General features: G+C 58.5%; 16 protein-coding genes. 13 read left to right on the plus strand and 3 right to left on the minus strand.

The features are described 5' to 3' along the window. Positions 1-53: 53 nt before the first annotated feature. Positions 54-1,352, plus strand: a complete 1,299-nt coding sequence (argA, locus tag ACM6IT_RS08170) for an amino-acid N-acetyltransferase (protein ID WP_223541302.1) — start codon at positions 54-56, stop codon at positions 1,350-1,352. 107 nt (positions 1,353-1,459) lie between these two features. Here the strand turns inward: argA and tauA are convergent, their stop codons facing one another. Continuing rightward, complete coding sequence (gene tauA / locus ACM6IT_RS08175; protein WP_056726411.1) at positions 1,460-2,449, minus strand: taurine ABC transporter substrate-binding protein; 990 nt, start codon at positions 2,447-2,449, stop codon at positions 1,460-1,462. A 362-nt stretch (positions 2,450-2,811) separates the two neighbouring features. On the opposite strand from tauA, the gene ACM6IT_RS08180 reads away from it, so the two are divergent. From ACM6IT_RS08180 to ACM6IT_RS08220, 9 genes are all read left to right on the plus strand, one after another. Then, complete coding sequence (locus ACM6IT_RS08180; RefSeq protein ID WP_414913503.1) at positions 2,812-4,143, plus strand: OprD family porin; 1,332 nt, start codon at positions 2,812-2,814, stop codon at positions 4,141-4,143. Between the two features lie 413 nt (positions 4,144-4,556). Further along, entirely contained in the window at positions 4,557-5,900 is a 1,344-nt protein-coding gene (locus ACM6IT_RS08185) for an OprD family porin (RefSeq protein WP_223541303.1), read from the plus strand. Between the two features lie 292 nt (positions 5,901-6,192). Continuing rightward, a complete protein-coding gene (locus ACM6IT_RS08190; protein ID WP_056726414.1) occupies positions 6,193-6,831 on the plus strand; it encodes a peroxiredoxin in 639 nt (212 codons plus the stop codon). Positions 6,832-7,114: 283 nt separating this feature from the next. Continuing rightward, a complete protein-coding gene (gene ssuE / locus ACM6IT_RS08195; protein WP_056726415.1) occupies positions 7,115-7,708 on the plus strand; it encodes an NADPH-dependent FMN reductase in 594 nt (197 codons plus the stop codon). A gap of 90 nt (positions 7,709-7,798) precedes the next feature. Continuing rightward, positions 7,799-8,794 carry a sulfonate ABC transporter substrate-binding protein gene (locus ACM6IT_RS08200; RefSeq protein ID WP_409078180.1) on the plus strand — a complete coding sequence of 332 codons (996 nt, stop codon included), beginning with the start codon at positions 7,799-7,801 and terminating at the stop codon, positions 8,792-8,794. 25 nt (positions 8,795-8,819) lie between these two features. Beyond that, positions 8,820-9,968 carry an FMNH2-dependent alkanesulfonate monooxygenase gene (gene ssuD / locus ACM6IT_RS08205; RefSeq protein ID WP_056726417.1) on the plus strand — a complete coding sequence of 383 codons (1,149 nt, stop codon included), beginning with the start codon at positions 8,820-8,822 and terminating at the stop codon, positions 9,966-9,968. Between the two features lie 9 nt (positions 9,969-9,977). Beyond that, the gene (ssuC, locus tag ACM6IT_RS08210; protein ID WP_056726418.1) at positions 9,978-10,760 is read left to right on the plus strand and encodes an aliphatic sulfonate ABC transporter permease SsuC; all 783 of its coding nucleotides are present in this window, start codon (positions 9,978-9,980) and stop codon (positions 10,758-10,760) included. After that, positions 10,757-11,563, plus strand: a complete 807-nt coding sequence (gene ssuB, locus ACM6IT_RS08215) for an aliphatic sulfonates ABC transporter ATP-binding protein (RefSeq protein ID WP_056726419.1) — start codon at positions 10,757-10,759, stop codon at positions 11,561-11,563. The genes ssuC and ssuB overlap by 4 nt, the downstream gene beginning before the upstream one ends. 33 nt (positions 11,564-11,596) lie before the next feature. Further along, entirely contained in the window at positions 11,597-11,812 is a 216-nt protein-coding gene (locus tag ACM6IT_RS08220) for a TOBE domain-containing protein (protein ID WP_007967989.1), read from the plus strand. A gap of 139 nt (positions 11,813-11,951) precedes the next feature. Here ACM6IT_RS08220 and ACM6IT_RS08225 read toward each other — a convergent pair whose 3' ends face one another. After that, on the minus strand, positions 11,952-12,587 hold the full coding sequence (locus ACM6IT_RS08225) for a TetR/AcrR family transcriptional regulator (RefSeq protein WP_056726420.1): 636 nt from the start codon (positions 12,585-12,587) through the stop codon (positions 11,952-11,954). A gap of 265 nt (positions 12,588-12,852) precedes the next feature. Then, a complete protein-coding gene (locus tag ACM6IT_RS08230; protein WP_046039110.1) occupies positions 12,853-14,229 on the minus strand; it encodes a glutamine synthetase family protein in 1,377 nt (458 codons plus the stop codon). Positions 14,230-14,896: 667 nt separating this feature from the next. Between ACM6IT_RS08230 and ACM6IT_RS08235 the strand changes: the two genes are divergently transcribed. From ACM6IT_RS08235 to ACM6IT_RS08245, 3 genes are all read left to right on the plus strand, one after another. Continuing rightward, positions 14,897-16,255 (plus strand): glutamine synthetase family protein, encoded by a 1,359-nt coding sequence (locus tag ACM6IT_RS08235; RefSeq protein ID WP_056726421.1) that lies wholly within the window; start codon positions 14,897-14,899, stop codon positions 16,253-16,255. 59 nt (positions 16,256-16,314) lie between these two features. Next, complete coding sequence (locus ACM6IT_RS08240; protein ID WP_056726422.1) at positions 16,315-17,679, plus strand: aspartate aminotransferase family protein; 1,365 nt, start codon at positions 16,315-16,317, stop codon at positions 17,677-17,679. 188 nt (positions 17,680-17,867) lie between these two features. Then, positions 17,868-18,980, plus strand: a complete 1,113-nt coding sequence (locus tag ACM6IT_RS08245; protein WP_056726423.1) for a polyamine ABC transporter substrate-binding protein — start codon at positions 17,868-17,870, stop codon at positions 18,978-18,980. Positions 18,981-19,053: the final 73 nt, after the last annotated feature.

Below are 19,053 nucleotides of genomic sequence, written 5' to 3' on the forward strand. Positions count from 1 at the left end.
CGTTTTTCTGTTTCGCCCTTTTTTCGGCTGCTATTTATTACAGGCCCAGGTTCATGCCCGAATACGTCAATTGGCTTCGTCACGCTTCGCCTTACATCAACGCCCACCGCGATTGCACCTTTGTCGTCATGCTGCCCGGCGACGGCGTTGAGCATCCGAACTTCGGCAATATCGTCCACGACCTGGTGCTGTTGCACAGCCTGGGTGTGCGTCTGGTACTGGTTCACGGTTCCCGCCCGCAAATCGAAGCGCGCCTCACGGCCCGCGGCCTGACCCCGCATTACCACCACGGTATGCGTATCACCGATGCCGCGACCCTGGAGTGCGTGATCGACGCAGTTGGCCAGTTGCGCATTGCCATTGAGGCTCGCCTGTCGATGGACATGGCTTCGTCGCCGATGCAGGGCTCGCGCCTGCGGGTGGCCAGCGGCAACCTGGTGACGGCACGGCCGATCGGCGTGCTTGAAGGCGTCGACTATCACCATACCGGCGAGGTGCGCCGGGTCGACCGCAAGGGCATCAACCGTTTGCTGGACGAGCGCTCCATCGTGCTGCTGTCGCCGCTGGGCTATTCGCCGACCGGGGAAATTTTCAACCTGGCCTGCGAAGACGTCGCCACCCGCGCGGCCATTGATCTGGGCGCGGACAAGCTGCTGCTGTTTGGCGCCGAACTGGGCTTGATCGACGAAAACGGGCGCCTGGTGCGCGAATTGCGTCCGCAACAGGTGCCGGCGCATTTGCAGCGCCTGGGCAGTAACTATCAGGCGGAACTGTTGGATGCCGCTGCCGAAGCTTGTCGTGGCGGTGTGGCCCGTAGTCATATCGTCAGTTATGCCGAGAACGGTGCACTGCTGACCGAACTGTTCACCCGTGACGGCGGCGGTACGCTGGTGGCCCAGGAGCAGTTCGAAGTGGTGCGCGAAGCGGCCATCGAAGACGTCGGCGGACTGCTGGATTTGATCAGCCCGCTGGAAGAGCAGGGCATCCTGGTGCGCCGTTCCCGCGAGGTGCTGGAGCGCGAGATCGAGCAGTTCAGCGTGGTCGAGCGCGAAGGCATGATCATCGCCTGTGCGGCGCTGTATCAGATTGCCGATTCGGATGCCGGTGAACTGGCGTGCCTGGCGGTGAATCCGGAGTATCGCCATGGCGGTCGCGGTGATGAATTGCTGGAGCGCATCGAGACCCGCGCCCGGGCTCAGGGTTTGAAGACTTTGTTCGTCCTTACCACCCGTACCGCTCACTGGTTCCGCGAGCGTGGTTTTGTGCCGAGCAGCGTTGACCGTCTGCCGTCGGCGCGGGCGTCGCTGTACAACTATCAGCGTAATTCGAAGATCTTCGAAAAAGCCCTTTGAGGTTTGAACGACTTTTGTAGGAGCTGCCGCAGGCTGCGATCTTTTTGATTTTGCTTTTTCAATATCAAAAGATCGCAGCCTGCGGCAGCTCCTACAGGAACCTTGTGTTACTCCTGCACAAACTTCGCACTGACATACGGCGAATAGTCCGCCAGCACCGTCTCCACCTTCCCTTGCTCCTTCAAGAATTTCGCCGTCTCGCCAATGGCCTTGGCCGTGCCGCCGTCCAGTAGCGCGGTGCTCTGTTGCGCCTTGGCATCCGGGAATGCGGATCCGGCCAGTAACTCCGGCACATCGGCGGCATTGGCACCGGTCAGTTTGGCGATTTTCTGCACGGGCTCCGAGTCCACCGTCCAGTCGGCTTTATGCGCTGCGTAGTCGGCAAAGGCGTCGAGGGTGACCTTGGCGAATCTGGCCACCACCTCCGGGTGCTTCTCGGCGTAATCCTTGCGCGCCACCCAGACTTCAAAGGTGGGTGCACCCCATTGGCCTACCTGCGCAGCGTCGGTCAGGGTCTTGCCAGTCCTGCGGATTTCTCCCAGGGCGGGCGACCAGACAAACGCGCCATCAATATCACCACGCTTCCAGGCTGCTGCGATTTCCGCCGGCTGCAGGTTCACCACTTTGACTTGCGAACTGTCCAGGCCCCAGTGCTTCAGCGCACCAAGCAGGCTGTAGTGGGAGGTTGAAACGAAAGGCGTGGCGATGGTCTTTCCGATCAGATCTTGCGGTTTCTCGATGCCGCTGCCGTTGCGCACCACCAACGCTTCGGCCGCGTTGATCTGGGCCGAGACGATGAACGCGACAATCGGCAGGTTGCGCGAGGCGGCAGCGGCCAGCGGACTGGAGCCGAGATTGCCGATTTGCACATCACCGGAGGCAATCGCCGTGACCACTTCCGGGCCGCTGTTGAAGCGTCGCCAGTCGATGGGCTGGCCAATGGTTTTTTCATAAAGGCCATCGGCCTGGGGGACTTTGCTGGGGTCGATTCCGGTTTGATAGCCGACAGTGAGGTTTGCTGCCTGGGCGGCGAAAGAAAATGCGAGAGATACACAAACTGTAACAATTGGTCCGGATAGTGCGCGTTTGGTCGTCATGGGGCCGCCTTTCGGTAAAGGATTTGTTTCCGAATTGCGTAAAAAACTAATCGATCTAAAAAAAAAAAAATAAATACTTTTTAGGAATTAGCTTATGAGCCGAACCCTCTGTTCTGGGGGATCTGTAAATCGGGCGCTAAATTCCTAAACGGTATTAGAAAAGAATCGGGTAATTCTTTTCAGGTTCATGACGAACTCATGACCCGGCAGGGACCAAAAAACGGGGATTAGACTATGGTCGTAGACACACATGGTTACGATTGACTTGTGGGTCACGGTCTGGCGCTAATCGCGAATCTTAGGATTTCGGGCGACGACTCGAGACCAGGAATACAAGAATTAGAATCGAGAGGAGCTACACAATGAACAAGTCCACCTTGGCTTTGGCCGTGGCCGTAGGGGTTTTGGCGCAGCAGGCAGGCGCCGCAGGTTTCCTGGAAGACAGCAAGGCGTCCATCAGTTCCCGGACCATGTATTACAACAACGATAACCGTGAAGGCGGTGCGGATCAGAAAGAGTCCGCGGAAGGCCTGAAATTCGATTATCTGTCCGGTTTCACCCAAGGCACTGTCGGTTTCGGTATCGACGCCCAGGCACTGCTGGGTATCCACCTGGACGGCGGCAAGGGTCACCACCCGGACAACAACACCTTCTTCCCAAGCGACACCGATGGTTCGGCCGTGCACGAATGGAGCCGTGCGGCGGCCAACGTCAAGGCGCGCTTCTCGAAGACCGAAGCCCACCTGGGTGGCGCTCTGGCACCCAACTTGCCGATCCTGGTCGCGAACGACAGCCGTCTGCTGCCGCAGACCTTTGAAGGCGGCACCATCACTTCGAAAGAAATCGACAACGTGACCTTCAACGCAGGTCAGTTGGAGCATTCGGCGGGTCGCGCTTCTTCGAACTCCACCGGCCTGGCCGTGGCTGGCGGTACAGAGGACAGCAACAAGTTCTACTACGGTGGTGCTGACTGGAAGGTCACCAAGGACCTGACCCTGCAGTACTACCACTCGAATCTGAAGGACTACTACAAGCAGGACTTCCTGGGCTTGGTCCACGTGTTTACGATCGACGCCAAGCAGTCCTTCAAGACTGATATTCGCTACTTCGACAGCAGCTCCGACGGCAAGAACGGTGATCCGGGTTTCCGTTTCAACAACAACAACGGTTTCGCCAAGACCCCGGGCGAGGTCGACAACAAGACCTGGAGCGCCATGTTCACCTACACCCTGGGTGGCAATGCCTTCCTGGTCGGTCATCAGCGCGTCAGCGATGACGGTGGTTTTGTCTACCTGAACCAGGGCAACGTGGTCGATGGCAATGGCCGTCCGGAAGGGAACGGCGGCGCCAGCTTCTACCTGTTCACCGATTCCATGATCAACGGGTTTGTTCGTGCCGGTGAAAACACCACCTTCGGTCAATACTCCTATGACTTCGCCGGACTGGGCGTGCCGGGCCTGAAAACTTCGATCGCCTACCTGCATGGCGACAACATCAAGGCTACCAACGGCAGCGGCCCTGATGGCTCCGAGTGGGAACGCGACATGCGGATCGACTACACCATCCAGCAGGGCACGCTCAAAGGTTTCGGCGTAACGCTGCGTAATGGCGTCTACCGTGGCAGTGAAGTCTCCAACAACCCTGATGTTGACCAGACTCGTCTGATCTTCAACTACACCTACAGCTTCCTGTAACAAGCCTTGAGAAAAAAACCTCGCCCGCTGGCGAGGTTTTTTTTGTTCGTTCTTTTATATTCCATAAAGATCTTTGCTGATTATTTATTATTCTTTTTGGTTTTTAAATATCCCGCTTAAAGTGCGCCTGTCCGCCACTCATCCCTGAGCCCGGATTTGGCAGTTTCGTCCCTCGATATTTGCTCAGGTTCAGGATTCGGCCTTGCCGCCGATACCTCGGATCTGTCGTGGGAAGCCATATTCCTAAGCGGAATTAAAAACTATCAAAAAATTCTTTTTGGCTTTAAGGCCATGTATCCTGCGGCCCGCAAAACGACCGGCCTAGACGGTTTGCCGCGAATTAATGCATTCAGGATCCCGGGCAATCGATTCGGGACCAGGAACATCAGAACTAGAAACGAGAGGAGCGAAACATGAACAAGTCCACCTTGGCCATGGCTGTGGCCGTCGGGGTTTTGACCCAGCAGGCAAGCGCCGCGGGTTTTATCGAAGACAGCAAGGCAACACTGGGGCTGCGTAACTTCTACATCAATACCGATTACCGTGACGGTACTGGCCCGAACAAAAACGAAGAATGGGGCCAAGGCTTCGATCTACGTTTCATCTCGGGTTACACCCAGGGCACCGTCGGCTTCGGTATCGATGCGATCGGCCTGTTGGGCGTCAAACTGGATTCCGGTGGCGGCACCAACGGCGCGAGCAACAACTCGTATGGCGGCACCGTGTTCCCGAGCAAGTCCAACGGCGAAGCGGTTGATGACTTCTCCAGCCTGGGTTTGACTGCCAAAGCCAAGATCTCCCAGACCGAGCTGAAGCTGGGTACCTTGCAGCCCAAGCTGCCGGTGATCGTGACCAACGACGGTCGTCTGTTGCCGCAAACCTGGCAGGGTGGCCAGATCTCCTCGAACGACATCAAGGACCTGACCTTGATCGGCGGTCAGATCGAGCAGGTAAAAGGTCGTAACTCGAGCAACAATGAACAGTTGTCTATCTCTGGCGCCAACAGCCGTTCCGCTGCAGGCCGCGACAGCAACAAGTTCATCTATGCCGGTGGCGACTACAAGATCACCAAGGACCTGACGGCCCAGTACTACTACGGCACCCTGGAAGAGTTCTACAAGCAACACTTCCTGGGTCTGGTGCACAACTGGGCCATCGGCCCTGGCGTGCTGAAGTCTGACTTGCGTTACTTCAACAGCTCCGACGACGGTGCCAACGGTCACGATCCTCTGTACTACACCACTGGCAACTACAGCGGTGCAGCCAACGGCAAGGGCAAGGTCGACAACAACCTGTACAGCGGCCTGTTCCTGTACTCCGTTGCCGGTCACACCTTCGGTGGCGGTTATCAGGTCAGCAACGGCAGCAGCGATTTCCCTTGGCTGAACCAGGGCGACGGTTCGTCGAACTACACCATCACCGATTCGCAAATCCAGAAGTTCGGCCGTGCTGGCGAGCGTACCTGGCTAGCACGCTACTCCTATGACTTCGCCAAGGTCGGCGTACCTGGCCTGACGGCTGGCCTGGTGTACCTGCGCGGTGACAATATCGATACCGTTAACGCCAAGGGGGGCGAGGCGGCCAATGGTGCCTCTGAGTGGGAGCGCGACCTGACCGTGGGTTACGTCGTTCAGTCCGGCGCGCTGAAGAACCTCGGCCTGATGTGGAAAAACGCCACGTGGCGCACCGACCTGCCGAACACCCGTTCGCAGGACGAAAACCGCCTGATCGTCAGCTACTCGATCCCGCTGTTGTAATAAGCGCTCGCGTAACCGAGACAAAAAAGCCCCGCCCGGTATTGCACCGGGCGGGGCTTTTACATTTTCAAGACGGGTTCACCCCCGTAATCCCGCCTTGAACTTCCCTCTTTGCAGCAACTCAAGGCCTTCTCGAACCTTGGGGGCGATGTTCGGCCGGTTGCGCGGGCACGTCCAGTGAACAGATATTTAATATTTCTTTATGATCTAAATAAATCGATATTTATTCTTTTTAATAGATAAAAAACACAGGCACAGTTGAACCCATCAAGCACTTACAAGGAGCAGCACCATGGGTCTCAGACTTGGCGATATCGCCCCCGATTTCGAACAGAACTCCAGCGCAGGCACCATCCGTTTCCATCAGTGGCTGGGCGATAGCTGGGGCGTGCTGTTTTCCCATCCCGCGGACTTCACACCGGTGTGCACGACTGAGCTGGGCTTCACCGCGAGGCTCAAGGATGAGTTCGCCGCGCGCGACGTCAAGGCCATCGCTTTGTCAGTGGACCCGGTGGAGTCGCACCACAAGTGGATCGAGGACATCAACGAAACCCAGGGCACCGTGGTCAACTTTCCGATCCTGGATGACGCCGACCGCAAGGTCTCGGACCTCTACGACCTGATCCACCCCAACGCCAACGACACCCTGACCGTGCGCAGTCTGTTCGTGATCGACCCGAAGAAAAAGGTCCGGCTGACGATTACCTACCCGGCGAGCACCGGCCGCAACTTCAATGAAATCCTGCGGGTGATCGACTCGCTGCAACTCACCGACAACTACAAGGTGGCCACGCCGGCCAACTGGCAAGACGGTGATGAGGTGGTGATCGTACCGTCGCTCAAGGATGAAGATGAAATCAAACAGCGCTTTCCCAAGGGCTATCGGGCGGTCAAGCCTTACCTGCGTCTGACGCCGCAGCCCAATCGTTGAAGGTCAGAAGATCGCAGCCTGCGGCAGCTCCTACGTGCATACGTCGATCCCTGTAGGAGCTGCCGCAGGCTGCGATCTTTTCAAGGCACCCACAAAGCAGGGGATTTCAGGCCGTTTCGACGGCCTGTTTTTTTGCCTGGAAGAAACCGGTTTATATATTTCTTTTATGCATAACCAAATGAATAAATATGATTTATGGATATATTAATCAGCTGTTAAGGTCACTCCATCGAAGCGAGATCGCAAACCGCGAATCGCCAACACCGTGCAAGGAATCGTCTGAATGTTGGTTGTCTCACTCGGTGGCAGTCCCAGTCAGCGCTCTCGTTCCGGGGTGCTGCTGGATCGCTCCCAGCGTTGGTTGCAAGGGCAGGGCGTGGAAGTAGTGAGTTATCAGGTGCGGGACTTCCCGGCCGAGGACTTGCTGCACGCACGCTTCGACAGCCCCAAGGTGATCGACTTGTTGCAACAGATTGAAAATGCCGATGGCCTGCTGATCGCCACACCGGTTTACAAGGCATCGTTTTCCGGAGCACTGAAAGTCGTGCTGGATCTGCTGCCCGAACGCGCCTTGAGCCACAAGGTGGTTCTGCCGATGGCCACTGGCGGCAGCATCGCCCATATGTTGGCAGTGGATTACGCGCTCAAGCCGGTGCTGTCGGCATTGAAGGCCCAGGAAATGCTGCAAGGCATTTTCGCCGTCGACAGCCAGATCGCCTACGGCGAAGGCAGCGCCCAGGCGCAGTTGGCACCGGAGCTGGAACAACGACTGAATGAATCGCTGGAGCTGTTTTTCAGCGCCATGGCGCGACGGCCCAAGCCGCTCGACCCGAACCTGTTGAATGATCGTTTGTTGAGTGCTCGCTGGAGCATTTGAACCTCACCAAAAAATTGAAGTACTGGCCTTACTCGCCCGCCAACGGGCAAGCAGGTGCAGCCAAAACCCAACTGCAAAAAGGAGAGCGCCATGCGCCCTGTCATTTTGCGTCGTGGTCTGGTCGCTCTGTTTGCTGCGGCTTTGACCTTCGGCGCCATTACTCAAGCTCAGGCGCTTTCTACCCGGGAAGGCGTGCTACGAATCGGCTATCAGAAATACGGCACCCTGGTGCTGCTCAAAGCCAAGGGCACCCTGGAAAAACGTCTCGCCGCCCAAGGTGTGGACGTGCAATGGACGGAATTCCCCGGTGGCCCGCAACTGCTTGAAGGCCTGAACGTCGGCTCCATCGACTTCGGTGTTACCGGCGAAACGCCTCCGGTGTTTGCCCAGGCAGCGGGTGCCGATCTGCTCTACGTCGCCTATGAACCGCCAGCGCCGCACAGTGAGGCGATCCTGGTGCCGAAGGACTCGGCGATCAAGTCGGTGGCGGACCTCAAGGGCAAGAAAATCGTGCTCAACAAGGGCTCCAACGTGCACTACCTGCTGGTGCGTGCGCTGGAAGATGCCGGCCTCAAATACACCGACATCCAGACCGTATTCCTGCCGCCGGCCGATGCCCGCGCCGCGTTCGAGCGTGGCAGTGTCGACGCCTGGGTGATCTGGGACCCGTACCAGGCCGCTGCCGAACAACAGCTGCAAGCGCGCACCCTGCGCGATGGCCAAGGCATCGTCGACAACCATCAGTTCTACCTGGCAACCAAGCCTTATGCGCAGAAAAATCCCGAGGTGATCAAGACACTGGTGGAAGAAGTGCGCGCGGTAGGCGAGTGGTCCAAGGCTAACCCGCAAGAGGTGACCCAACAGGTTTCACCGCTGCTCGGCCTGCCAGCGGACATCACCCTGACCTCGGTGAAACGCCAGGGCTATGGCGCGCTGTTCCTCACCCCGGAAGTGGTCGCCGCACAGCAGAAAATCGCCGACAGCTTCTACCAGCTCAAGCTGATTCCCAAGCAGTTGAGCATTAAAGACGTGATCTGGACGCCGCCGGCTGCCGTTGCCCAAAGCTCAGTAACCAAAGCCCAATAATTCGATTCCCCAAGGAGACCACTCCATGAGCCTCAATATTTTCTGGTTCCTGCCTACCCACGGCGACGGCCATTACCTTGGCACCGCCGAAGGCGCTCGCGCCGTTGACCACGGTTATCTGCAACAAGTGGCGCAAGCGGCGGATCGTCTGGGCTTCGGCGGTGTGCTGATTCCTACCGGTCGCTCCTGCGAAGACTCGTGGCTGGTGGCGGCATCGCTGATTCCTGTGACCCAGCGCTTGAAGTTCCTGGTTGCCCTGCGCCCGGGGATCATTTCCCCGACGGTGGCGGCGCGTCAGGCTGCGACCCTGGATCGACTGTCCGGCGGTCGTGCGTTGTTCAATCTGGTGACGGGTGGGGATCCGGAAGAGTTGGCGGGCGATGGTCTGTTCCTGAGCCACGAAGAGCGCTATCAGGCCTCGGTGGAATTCACCCGCATCTGGCGTCGGGTACTGGAAGGCGAAACCGTCGATTACGACGGCCAGCACATCAGCGTGAAGGGGGCGAAATTGCTCTATCCGCCGATCCAGCAACCGCGTCCGCCGCTGTACTTCGGCGGTTCCTCTGAAGCCGCCCAGGATCTGGCCGCCGAACAGGTGGAAATGGTCCTGACCTGGGGCGAACCACCGGCCGCCGTTGCGGAAAAAATCGAACAGGTCCGTGCCAAGGCCGCCAGGCTTGGTCGCACCGTACGCTTCGGCATTCGCCTGCATGTGATCGTGCGTGAAACCAACGCCGAAGCCTGGCAAGCGGCGGACAAATTGATCTCGCATCTGGACAACGAAACCATCGCCCGTGCCCAGGCTTCGCTGGCGCGTTTCGATTCGGTCGGTCAGCAACGCATGGCTGCGCTGCATGGCGGAAGCCGTGACAACCTGGAAGTCAGTCCTAACCTGTGGGCCGGCGTCGGTCTGGTGCGCGGCGGTGCCGGTACGGCGCTGGTGGGCGATGGTCCGACCGTGGCCGCCCGCGTGAAGGAGTACGCGGACCTGGGCATCGATACCTTCATCTTCTCCGGTTATCCACACTTGGAGGAGTCGTACCGGGTGGCGGAGTTACTGTTCCCGCACCTCGATGTCGAGCGTCCTGAACTGCCGAAGAGCGCCGGTTACGTCAGCCCGTTCGGCGAGATGGTCGCCAACGACATTCTGCCAAAAGCCGCGTCCCAGAGCTGAGGCGCGATCATGAAGAAAATCATCCACAGCCTGGCGCCCTGGGCGTTGCCGGTGTTGTTGCTGGCGGTGTGGCAGTTGAGTGTGTCGGCGGGCTGGTTGTCGACACGAATCCTGCCGGCACCCATCGCCGTCATCGAGGCCGGCGTGAGCCTGGTGCGCAGTGGCGAAATCTGGACGCACTTGGCGATCAGTGGCTGGCGTGCCGCGCTGGGCTTCACCATCGGTGGTGGCATCGGCCTGACCCTTGGCTTCATCACTGGTCTGTCGAAGTGGGGCGAGCGCTTGCTCGACAGTTCGGTGCAGATGATCCGCAACGTGCCGCACCTGGCGCTGATTCCACTGGTGATCCTGTGGTTCGGCATTGATGAGTCGGCAAAGATTTTCCTGGTGGCGCTGGGCACCTTGTTCCCGATTTACCTCAACACCTATCACGGCATCCGCAATGTCGACCCGGCGCTGGTAGAGATGGCGCGTAGCTATGGCCTGAGCGGTTTCAGCCTGTTCTGGCAGGTGATTTTGCCGGGGGCGCTGCCTTCGATTCTGGTTGGCGTACGCTTCGCGCTGGGCTTCATGTGGCTGACGTTGATCGTCGCGGAAACCATTTCCGCGAGTTCCGGCATCGGCTATCTGGCGATGAATGCCCGGGAGTTCTTGCAGACCGACGTGGTGGTGCTGGCGATTCTGTTGTACGCGGTGCTCGGCAAACTGGCAGACCTCGCGGCCCGTGGACTTGAACGAGTGTGGCTGCGCTGGCATCCGGCGTATCAGGTTGCGAGGGGAGGTTCGGTATGACTGCCCAACAGCCTCCACGCCTGCTGCGCGGGACTCCGCTGGTGGTGCGCAAGTTGCAAAAAACCTTCGGTGCGCGGCAGGTGCTGCGCGAGATCGACCTGCACATTCCGGCGGGCCAGTTTGTCGCTGTGGTCGGTCGCAGTGGTTGCGGCAAAAGTACCCTGTTGCGCTTGCTCGCCGGCCTCGATCAACCAAGCGGCGGTGAGTTGTTCGCTGGTGCCGCGCCATTGAGTGATGCGCGGGAGGATACGCGGCTGATGTTCCAGGAAGCGCGTTTGCTGCCCTGGAAAAAGATCATCGACAACGTCGGTCTGGGCCTCAAGGGGAACTGGCGGCCGCAGGCGCTTGAAGCTTTGGAAGCGGTGGGCCTGGCCGATCGTGCCCACGAGTGGCCGGCCGCGCTGTCCGGTGGGCAGAAGCAACGCGTGGCATTGGCTCGTGCGTTGATTCATCAGCCGCGCCTGCTGTTGCTCGACGAACCTTTGGGTGCGCTGGATGCCCTGACCCGAATTGAAATGCAGCAACTGATCGAACGGCTCTGGCAGCAGCACGGCTTCACGGTGTTGCTGGTGACCCATGACGTCAGTGAAGCCGTGGCGATTGCCGATCGGGTGATCCTGATCGAAGACGGCGAAGTCGGCCTCGACCTGCACGTGGAACTGCCGCGCCCTCGGGTTCGTGGTTCCCATCGGCTGGCGGCGCTGGAAACCGAAGTGCTAAATCGCGTGCTGGCGCTGCCCGGCCAACCGCCGGAACCGGAACCTGTTTCACCCTTGCCTACGCAATTGCGCTGGGCTCAATAACTCAAGTCTTACCCAACGACAGGAATCAACATCATGACTATCAAGGCCATCAACGTTCGCAACCAGTTCAAGGGCTCCATCAAGGAAATCGTCCTCGGCGACGTGCTGTCGGAAATCGACGTGCAGACCGCGTCCGGCATTGTCACTTCGGTGATCACCACGCGTTCGGTGAAAGAGCTGGAACTGGCGGTCGGCAGTGAAGTGATCGCGTTTGTGAAATCCACCGAGGTGTCGATCGCCAAGTTGTAAGGCAGATGCGTAAACAACAACCCCGAAGGGTTTGAGCCCTTCGGGGTTTTTTATTCGTTAAAATCAAAAGATCGCAGCCTTCGGCAGCTCCTACTGGAATACGCATTCCGATGTAGGAGCTGCCGAAGGCTGCGATCTTTTAAAGCGCCACACGCTTGGGCAAATACGGCGGCAAATACAACCCCACATAAGCATCAAACACCCGCATCCCTTCCTCGGCCATGCGCGGCGTAATCTGCCCGTGCTGCTGCACCGAGCGCGCATACACCCGGTCGCCCAGTTCCATGGCCAGGGCAAACACATCGACATCACTGGGCAACGTCGGCAGCTCGAAGTGATGGTCGAACAGCTTGTGCATCAGGTCGCCCAGTTCGATGTCGTGCTGGCGGTCGGCCTGGGTGACTTCAGTCAGACCGTGCTGGGCCAGAATGAGTTGGCGGGCGGCGGCGTCTTCTGCGTAGATGTCGAGCATGCGTTGTTCCACCAGTCGCGACAGATCGCGCCAGCCATTCAAGGCGAGATGGTCGATGGGAGCTTGCAGGCAGGCGCGGAAGGCCGCATGGACGTCGGCGGTCAAGGCTTCGAGCAAAGCCGGCACGCTGGCGAAGAAGTGGTAGACCGAGGAGGGCGGAATCTCCGCGCGCTCGGCGACGCTGTAGATCGACAGACTGGCCACACCCTCGGCAGCCAGCAGCGTGCGGGCGGCATCGAGTATCGAATCGATCCGGGCCTGGCTGCGTGCGCGGGGTTTGCGGGGGGTGGCTACGCGTGTCATTGGAGTCTCCTGCGGGGCAGCGGGCATTGTACGCAGAGCGGGCAGATGTTCCATATCCCCTGTGGCGAGGGAGCTTGCTCCCGTTGGGTCGCGAAGCGGCCCCAAAACGGCCGATGCGGTGTGCCTGACAGAACCGACTGCGGATTAAAGGGAGTCCTTCGGCCTCCAGCTGGAGCAAGCTCCCTCGCCACGGGGTTTGATGGCACCCATAAAAAAACGCCGCCGGTTTTTACAGCCGGCGGCGTTTCCTTTTTACTGCAACCGATTAAACGGTATGCAGGTACCAGTTGTACTCGAGGTCGGAGATGGAGTGTTCGAACTCCTCCAGCTCACTCTCTTTGCACGCGACGAAGATATCGATGTATTTCGGATCGATGTACTTGGCCATGACTTCGCTGTCGTCCAGCTCGCGCAGTGCATCGCGCAGGTTGTTCGGCAGGCTCTGCTCGTTCTGCTCGTAGCTGTTGCCTTCGACCGGGGCGCCAGGCTCGATCTGGTTGGTCAGGCCGTGGTGCACACCCGCCAAAACCGAAGCCATCAGCAGGTACGGGTTGGCATCGGCGCCGGCTACACGATGCTCGATGCGCACGGCGTCGGAAGAACCGGTCGGTACGCGAATCGCCACAGTACGGTTATCCAGGCCCCAGCACGGCGAGTTCGGCACGTAGAACTGTGCGCCGAAACGACGGTAGGAGTTGACGTTCGGGCAGAGAAAAGCCATCTGCGCCGGTAGGGTCTCGAGCACACCGCCGATCGCGTGACGCAGTGCGGCGTTCTGCTCGGGATCCTCACTGGCAAAAATATTCTTGCCGTCTTTGTCGAGAATCGAAATGTGGACGTGCAGACCATTACCCGCCTGGCCTGGGTAAGGCTTGGCCATGAAGGTGGTGTCCATTTCATGGTCGTAGGCGATGTTCTTGATCAGGCGCTTGAGCAGGACCGCGTAGTCGCAGGCCTTGATCGGGTCAGCCACGTGGTGCAGGTTCACTTCGAACTGCGCCGGGGCACTTTCCTTGACGATGGCGTCGGCCGGGATGCCTTGCTCTTTTGCACCTTCCAGAATGTCCTGGAGGCAGTCGACGTATTCGTCGAGGTCGTCGATCAGGTAGACCTGAGTCGAGTGCGGACGTTTGCCGGAAACCGGCGAGCGAGGTGGTTGCGGACGACCGTTCACGTTCTCCTGGTCGATCAGGTAGAACTCCAGTTCGAACGCGGCACAGATGGTCAGGCCCATTTCGTCGAACTTGCGTACCACATTGGCCAGCACTTCACGCGGGTCGGCGAAGAATGGCTCGCCTTCGAGTTCGTGCATGGTCATCAACAGTTGCGCGGTCGGGCGCTTCTGCCATGGCTCGTTGCATAGGGTATCGGGGATTGGATAGCAGATTCGGTCAGCATCACCGATGTCCAGGCCCAGGCCGGTGCTTTCCACCGTCGAGCCATTGATATCCAGAGCAAATAGAGAGGCCGGCAGGTTGATGCCTTTCTCGTAAACCTTGTGGAGGCTGGTGCGTTCGATGCGCTTGCCGCGCACCACACCATTCATATCCGCAATCAGAAGGTCAACGTACAGAACCTCAGGATGTTCCTTAAGGAACGCGTTCGCTTCGTTAAGCTGAACGGCACGCGGGGGTACCGACATGATGCAACACCTTTGTTGTTAAAAATATCAATCATTGATCTTTTCAGATTCCAGTCAACCCGAACGGCATGCCGAAGTCAAGCGAGGCCTTTTTTGCCCTAAAAAAGCGCCCGTGTGGCTTTTTTGAGGCACTTTGGGGCGTTTTTATGCCTTTGGCCTCCATGGCGCCCGCAGGCTTGAGCGGGCCGTGTTGTATTTTTTACGGGGGTGTTGTGTAAAAAAATGAACAAGGCTAAGCTCGAATCAAACCCATAACAGCAATAATACCGGGGTGCTTCATGTCTCGCCTGCCGATAATCGGCGTCACCGACTGCTCAAGACAGGTCGGTCGGCATGTTTATCACATCAGTGATGACACGTCCGTCCGTTGCGTGGTCTCAGCGGTTCTGGTGATCCTCCCATCCGTGACGGTTCAACCGTCCCCGTCCGATATTCTGGACGGTCGTGATGGCACCCCCATTACGGTTACTCCATTCAATATAGAACCGATTCACAATAGCGGCCTGACCATCGTTCAGGGCACCGCTCGCGATTCTGCACGCCCGGCTTCTGCAGCCGTGTCGGCAAGCACGATAATCTGCCGCGCAAACGCTCTACAACGCGACGCCGATGCGTCAAACAACGCCTGACCTTAAAAGGGTCAGACAACTCAAGCCTAGAGGCATTTATGAGTAACAACCTCGACCAGCTCACCGATTGGTTGAAAAACCACAAGATCACAGAAGTCGAATGCATGATCGCCGACTTGACCGGGATTACCCGGGGCAAGATTTCGCCGACCAACAAATTCATCGCCGAAAAAGGCATGCGCCTGCCAGAAAGTGTGTTGTTGCAGACAGTGACCGGCGATTACGTCGAAGACGACATCTATTACGAGCTGCTCGACCCGGCCGACATCGACATGATCTGCCGTCCAGACCAGGGCGCGGTGTACCTGGTGCCGTGGGCCATCGAGCCGACCGCCATCGTCATCCACGATACCTACGACAAGCAAGGCAACCCGATCGAGCTGTCGCCGCGCAACGTGCTCAAGAAAGTCCTGAAACTCTATACCGACAAAGGCTGGCAGCCGATCGTGGCGCCGGAAATGGAGTTTTACCTGACCAAGCGCAGTGACGACCCGGACTACCCGCTGCAACCGCCGATCGGCCGTTCCGGTCGTCCGGAAATCGGTCGCCAGTCGTTCTCCATCGAAGCGGCGAACGAATTCGACCCGCTGTTCGAAGACGTCTACGACTGGTGCGAATTGCAGGAACTGGACCTCGATACCCTGATCCACGAGGACGGCACGGCGCAGATGGAAATCAACTTCCGTCACGGCGATGCCCTGTCCCTGGCCGACCAGATCCTGGTGTTCAAGCGCACCATGCGCGAAGCCGCGCTCAAGCACGACGTGGCCGCGACCTTCATGGCCAAGCCGATGACCGGCGAGCCGGGCAGTGCCATGCACTTGCACCAGAGCATCATCGACATCGAGACCGGCAAGAACATCTTCTCCAATGAAGACGGGACCATGAGCCAGTTGTTCCTGCACCACATCGGTGGTCTGCAGAAGCTCATTCCCGAACTGTTGCCGCTGTTCGCACCCAACGTCAACTCGTTCCGCCGCTTCCTGCCGGATACTTCGGCGCCGGTGAACGTGGAGTGGGGTGAAGAGAACCGCACCGTGGGCCTGCGGGTACCGGATGCGGGGCCGCAAAACCGACGGGTGGAAAACCGCCTGCCCGGCGCCGATGCCAACCCGTACCTGGCGATTGCCGCGAGCCTGCTCTGCGGTTACATCGGCATGGTCGAAGGCCTGAACCCGAGTGCGCCGGTGGTGGGGCGAGGCTATGAACGCCGCAACCTGCGCCTGCCGCTAACCATCGAAGACGCACTGGAACGCATGGAAAACAGCGCGACCATCGAGCGGTACCTGGGCAAAAATTTCATCACTGGCTACGTTGCGGTCAAGCGGGCCGAGCATGAAAACTTCAAGCGCGTGATCAGTTCGTGGGAAAGGGAATTCCTGCTCTTTGCCGTCTGATACGCCGGGCGCCGCCGCTGCCTGGCGGCGCCTTCACCTGATTGTTTTAGGAGATTCGTATGACCAGCAACAATCCGCAAACCCGTGAATGGCAAACCCTGAGCAATGATCACCACCTGGCTCCGTTCAGCGACTTCAAGCAGCTGAAAGAGAAAGGCCCGCGGATCATCACCAACGCCAAGGGCGTTTACCTCTGGGACAGCGAAGGCAACAAGATCCTCGACGGCATGGCCGGCCTGTGGTGCGTCGCGATTGGTTATGGTCGCGATGAACTGGCCGATGCCGCCAGTAAACAGATGCGTGAACTGCCTTACTACAACCTGTTCTTCCAGACTGCGCACCCACCGGTACTGGAACTGGCCAAGGCCATCGCCGACATTGCGCCAGAAGGCATGAACCATGTGTTCTTCACCGGCTCCGGCTCCGAAGGCAACGACACCATGCTGCGTATGGTTCGTCACTACTGGGCGATCAAGGGCCAGCCGAACAAGAAAGTCATCATCAGCCGCAAGAACGGCTATCACGGTTCCACCGTGGCCGGCGCGAGCCTGGGCGGCATGACGTACATGCACGAACAGGGCGACTTGCCGATCCCGGGTATCGTACACATCGCCCAGCCGTACTGGTTCGCCGAAGGCGGCGACATGACCCCGGAAGAATTCGGTATCTGGGCGGCCAACCAGCTGGAAGAAAAGATTCTGGAAGTCGGCGTCGACAACGTCGGTGCCTTTATTGCCGAGCCGATCCAGGGCGCCGGTGGCGTGATCATTCCGCCAGAGACCTACTGGCCGCGCATCAAGGAAATCCTCGCCAAGTACGACATCCTGTTCGTGGCTGACGAAGTGATTTGCGGTTTCGGTCGTACCGGCGAGTGGTTTGGTGCCGATTTCTACGACCTCAAGCCAGACATGATGACCATCGCCAAGGGCCTGACCTCGGGCTACATCCCGATGGGCGGCCTGATCGTGCGTGATGAAGTGGTGGATGTGCTCAACGAAGGCGGCGACTTCAACCACGGCTTCACTTACTCCGGTCACCCGGTAGCCGCTGCGGTGGCGCTGGAAAACATCCGCATCATGCGCGACGAGAAGATCATCGAGCGTGTACATGCAGAAACGGCACCGTATTTGCAAAAGCGTCTGCGGGAACTGAACGATCACCCGCTGGTGGGTGAAGTTCGTGGCGTGGGTCTGCTGGGGGCCATCGAACTGGTCCAGGACAAGGCCACGCGCAAGCGCTACGAAGGCAAGGGCGTCGGCATGATCTGCCGTCAGTTCTGCTTCGATAACGGCCTGATCATGCGCGCCGTCGGCGACACCATGATCATCGCTCCGCCACTGGTGATTACACCGGCGGAAATCGATGAACTGGTGACCAAGGCTCGCAAGTGTCTTGACCTGACCCTGAGTGCATTGCAGGGCTAAGTGCTAGGCTCTGAGCGGAAGTCCAAAGTTCTGCAAATGAACCAGGAACTTTCGCTCGGAACTGGTCAGAAAGCGTGGCCGTTCCTTGAAAGACCGATGTGGATCTTGCCAGACTAGCCGCGGTTCCAGTTGCCCGGGTTCGGTCGCTGAACAAGTGGTTCAAAAAAGAAAAATTTGGAGCATTACGCATGAAGGCACTAGGTAAAAAGCTCGCTGGCAAGACTCTGCTTGCCATGTCCGTGATGGGTTTGATGGCGGGCGCGGTTCAGGCCGATGACAAAGTACTGCACGTGTACAACTGGTCCGACTACATCGCACCGGATACCGTCAAGAAGTTTGAAGACGAGTCGGGCATCAAGGTTGTCTATGACGTCTTCGACAGCAACGAAACCCTGGAAGCCAAGTTGCTGGCAGGCAAGTCCGGTTACGACATCGTTGTACCGTCGAACAACTTCCTGGCCAAGCAGATCAAGGCTGGCGTCTACCAGAAGCTGGACAAGTCCAAGCTGCCTAACTGGAAGAACCTGAACACCGACCTGCTCAAGGCCGTTTCCGTGAGCGACCCGGGCAACGAACACGCCTTCCCGTACATGTGGGGTTCGATCGGTATCGGCTTCAACCCCGAGAAGGTCAAGGCTGCGCTGGGTGCCGACGCGCCGACCAACTCCTGGGACCTGCTGTTCAAACCTGAAAACGCCGCGAAGTTGAAGTCGTGCGGCATCAGCTTCCTCGATTCGCCAACCGAGATGATTCCGGTGGCGTTGCACTACCTGGGCTATCCAACCGACAGCCAGGACAAGAAACAACTGGCCGAAGCCGAAGCGCTGTTCCTGAAAATCCGCCCTTCGGTAGGTTACTTCCACTCGTCCAAGTACATCTCCGACCTGGCCAACGGCAACATCTGCGTGGCTGTGGGTTACTCGGGTGACATTTACCAGGCCAAGTCCCGCGCGGAAGAAGCCGGTGGCAAGGTGAAAGTCAGCTACAACATTCCAAAAGAAGGTGCCGGCAGCTTCTACGACATGGTCGCCATCCCTAAAGATGCCGAAAACGTCGAAGGCGCCTACAAGTTCATGACCTTCCTGCAGAAGCCGGAAATCATGGCTGAAATCACCAACGCCGTGCGTTTCCCGAACGGTAACGCGGCTGCAACTGCGTTGGTCGATAAAGACATCACCAGCGACCCGGGCGTTTACCCACCGGCGGACGTGCTCGCCAAGTTGTACGCGATTGCCGACTTGCCGGCCGCGACCCAGCGGATCATGACCCGCAGCTGGACCAAGATCAAATCCGGTAAATAAGCCGGTTTTATGCAACAACCTGTTGTCGCCACCCGCGCGGTGTCGACAACAGGTGTAATTAAATGACAGAAAG

The organism is Pseudomonas sp. IT-P4 (genome assembly GCF_949767755.1).
Classification (GTDB): Bacteria; Pseudomonadota; Gammaproteobacteria; order Pseudomonadales; family Pseudomonadaceae; genus Aquipseudomonas; species Aquipseudomonas monachiensis.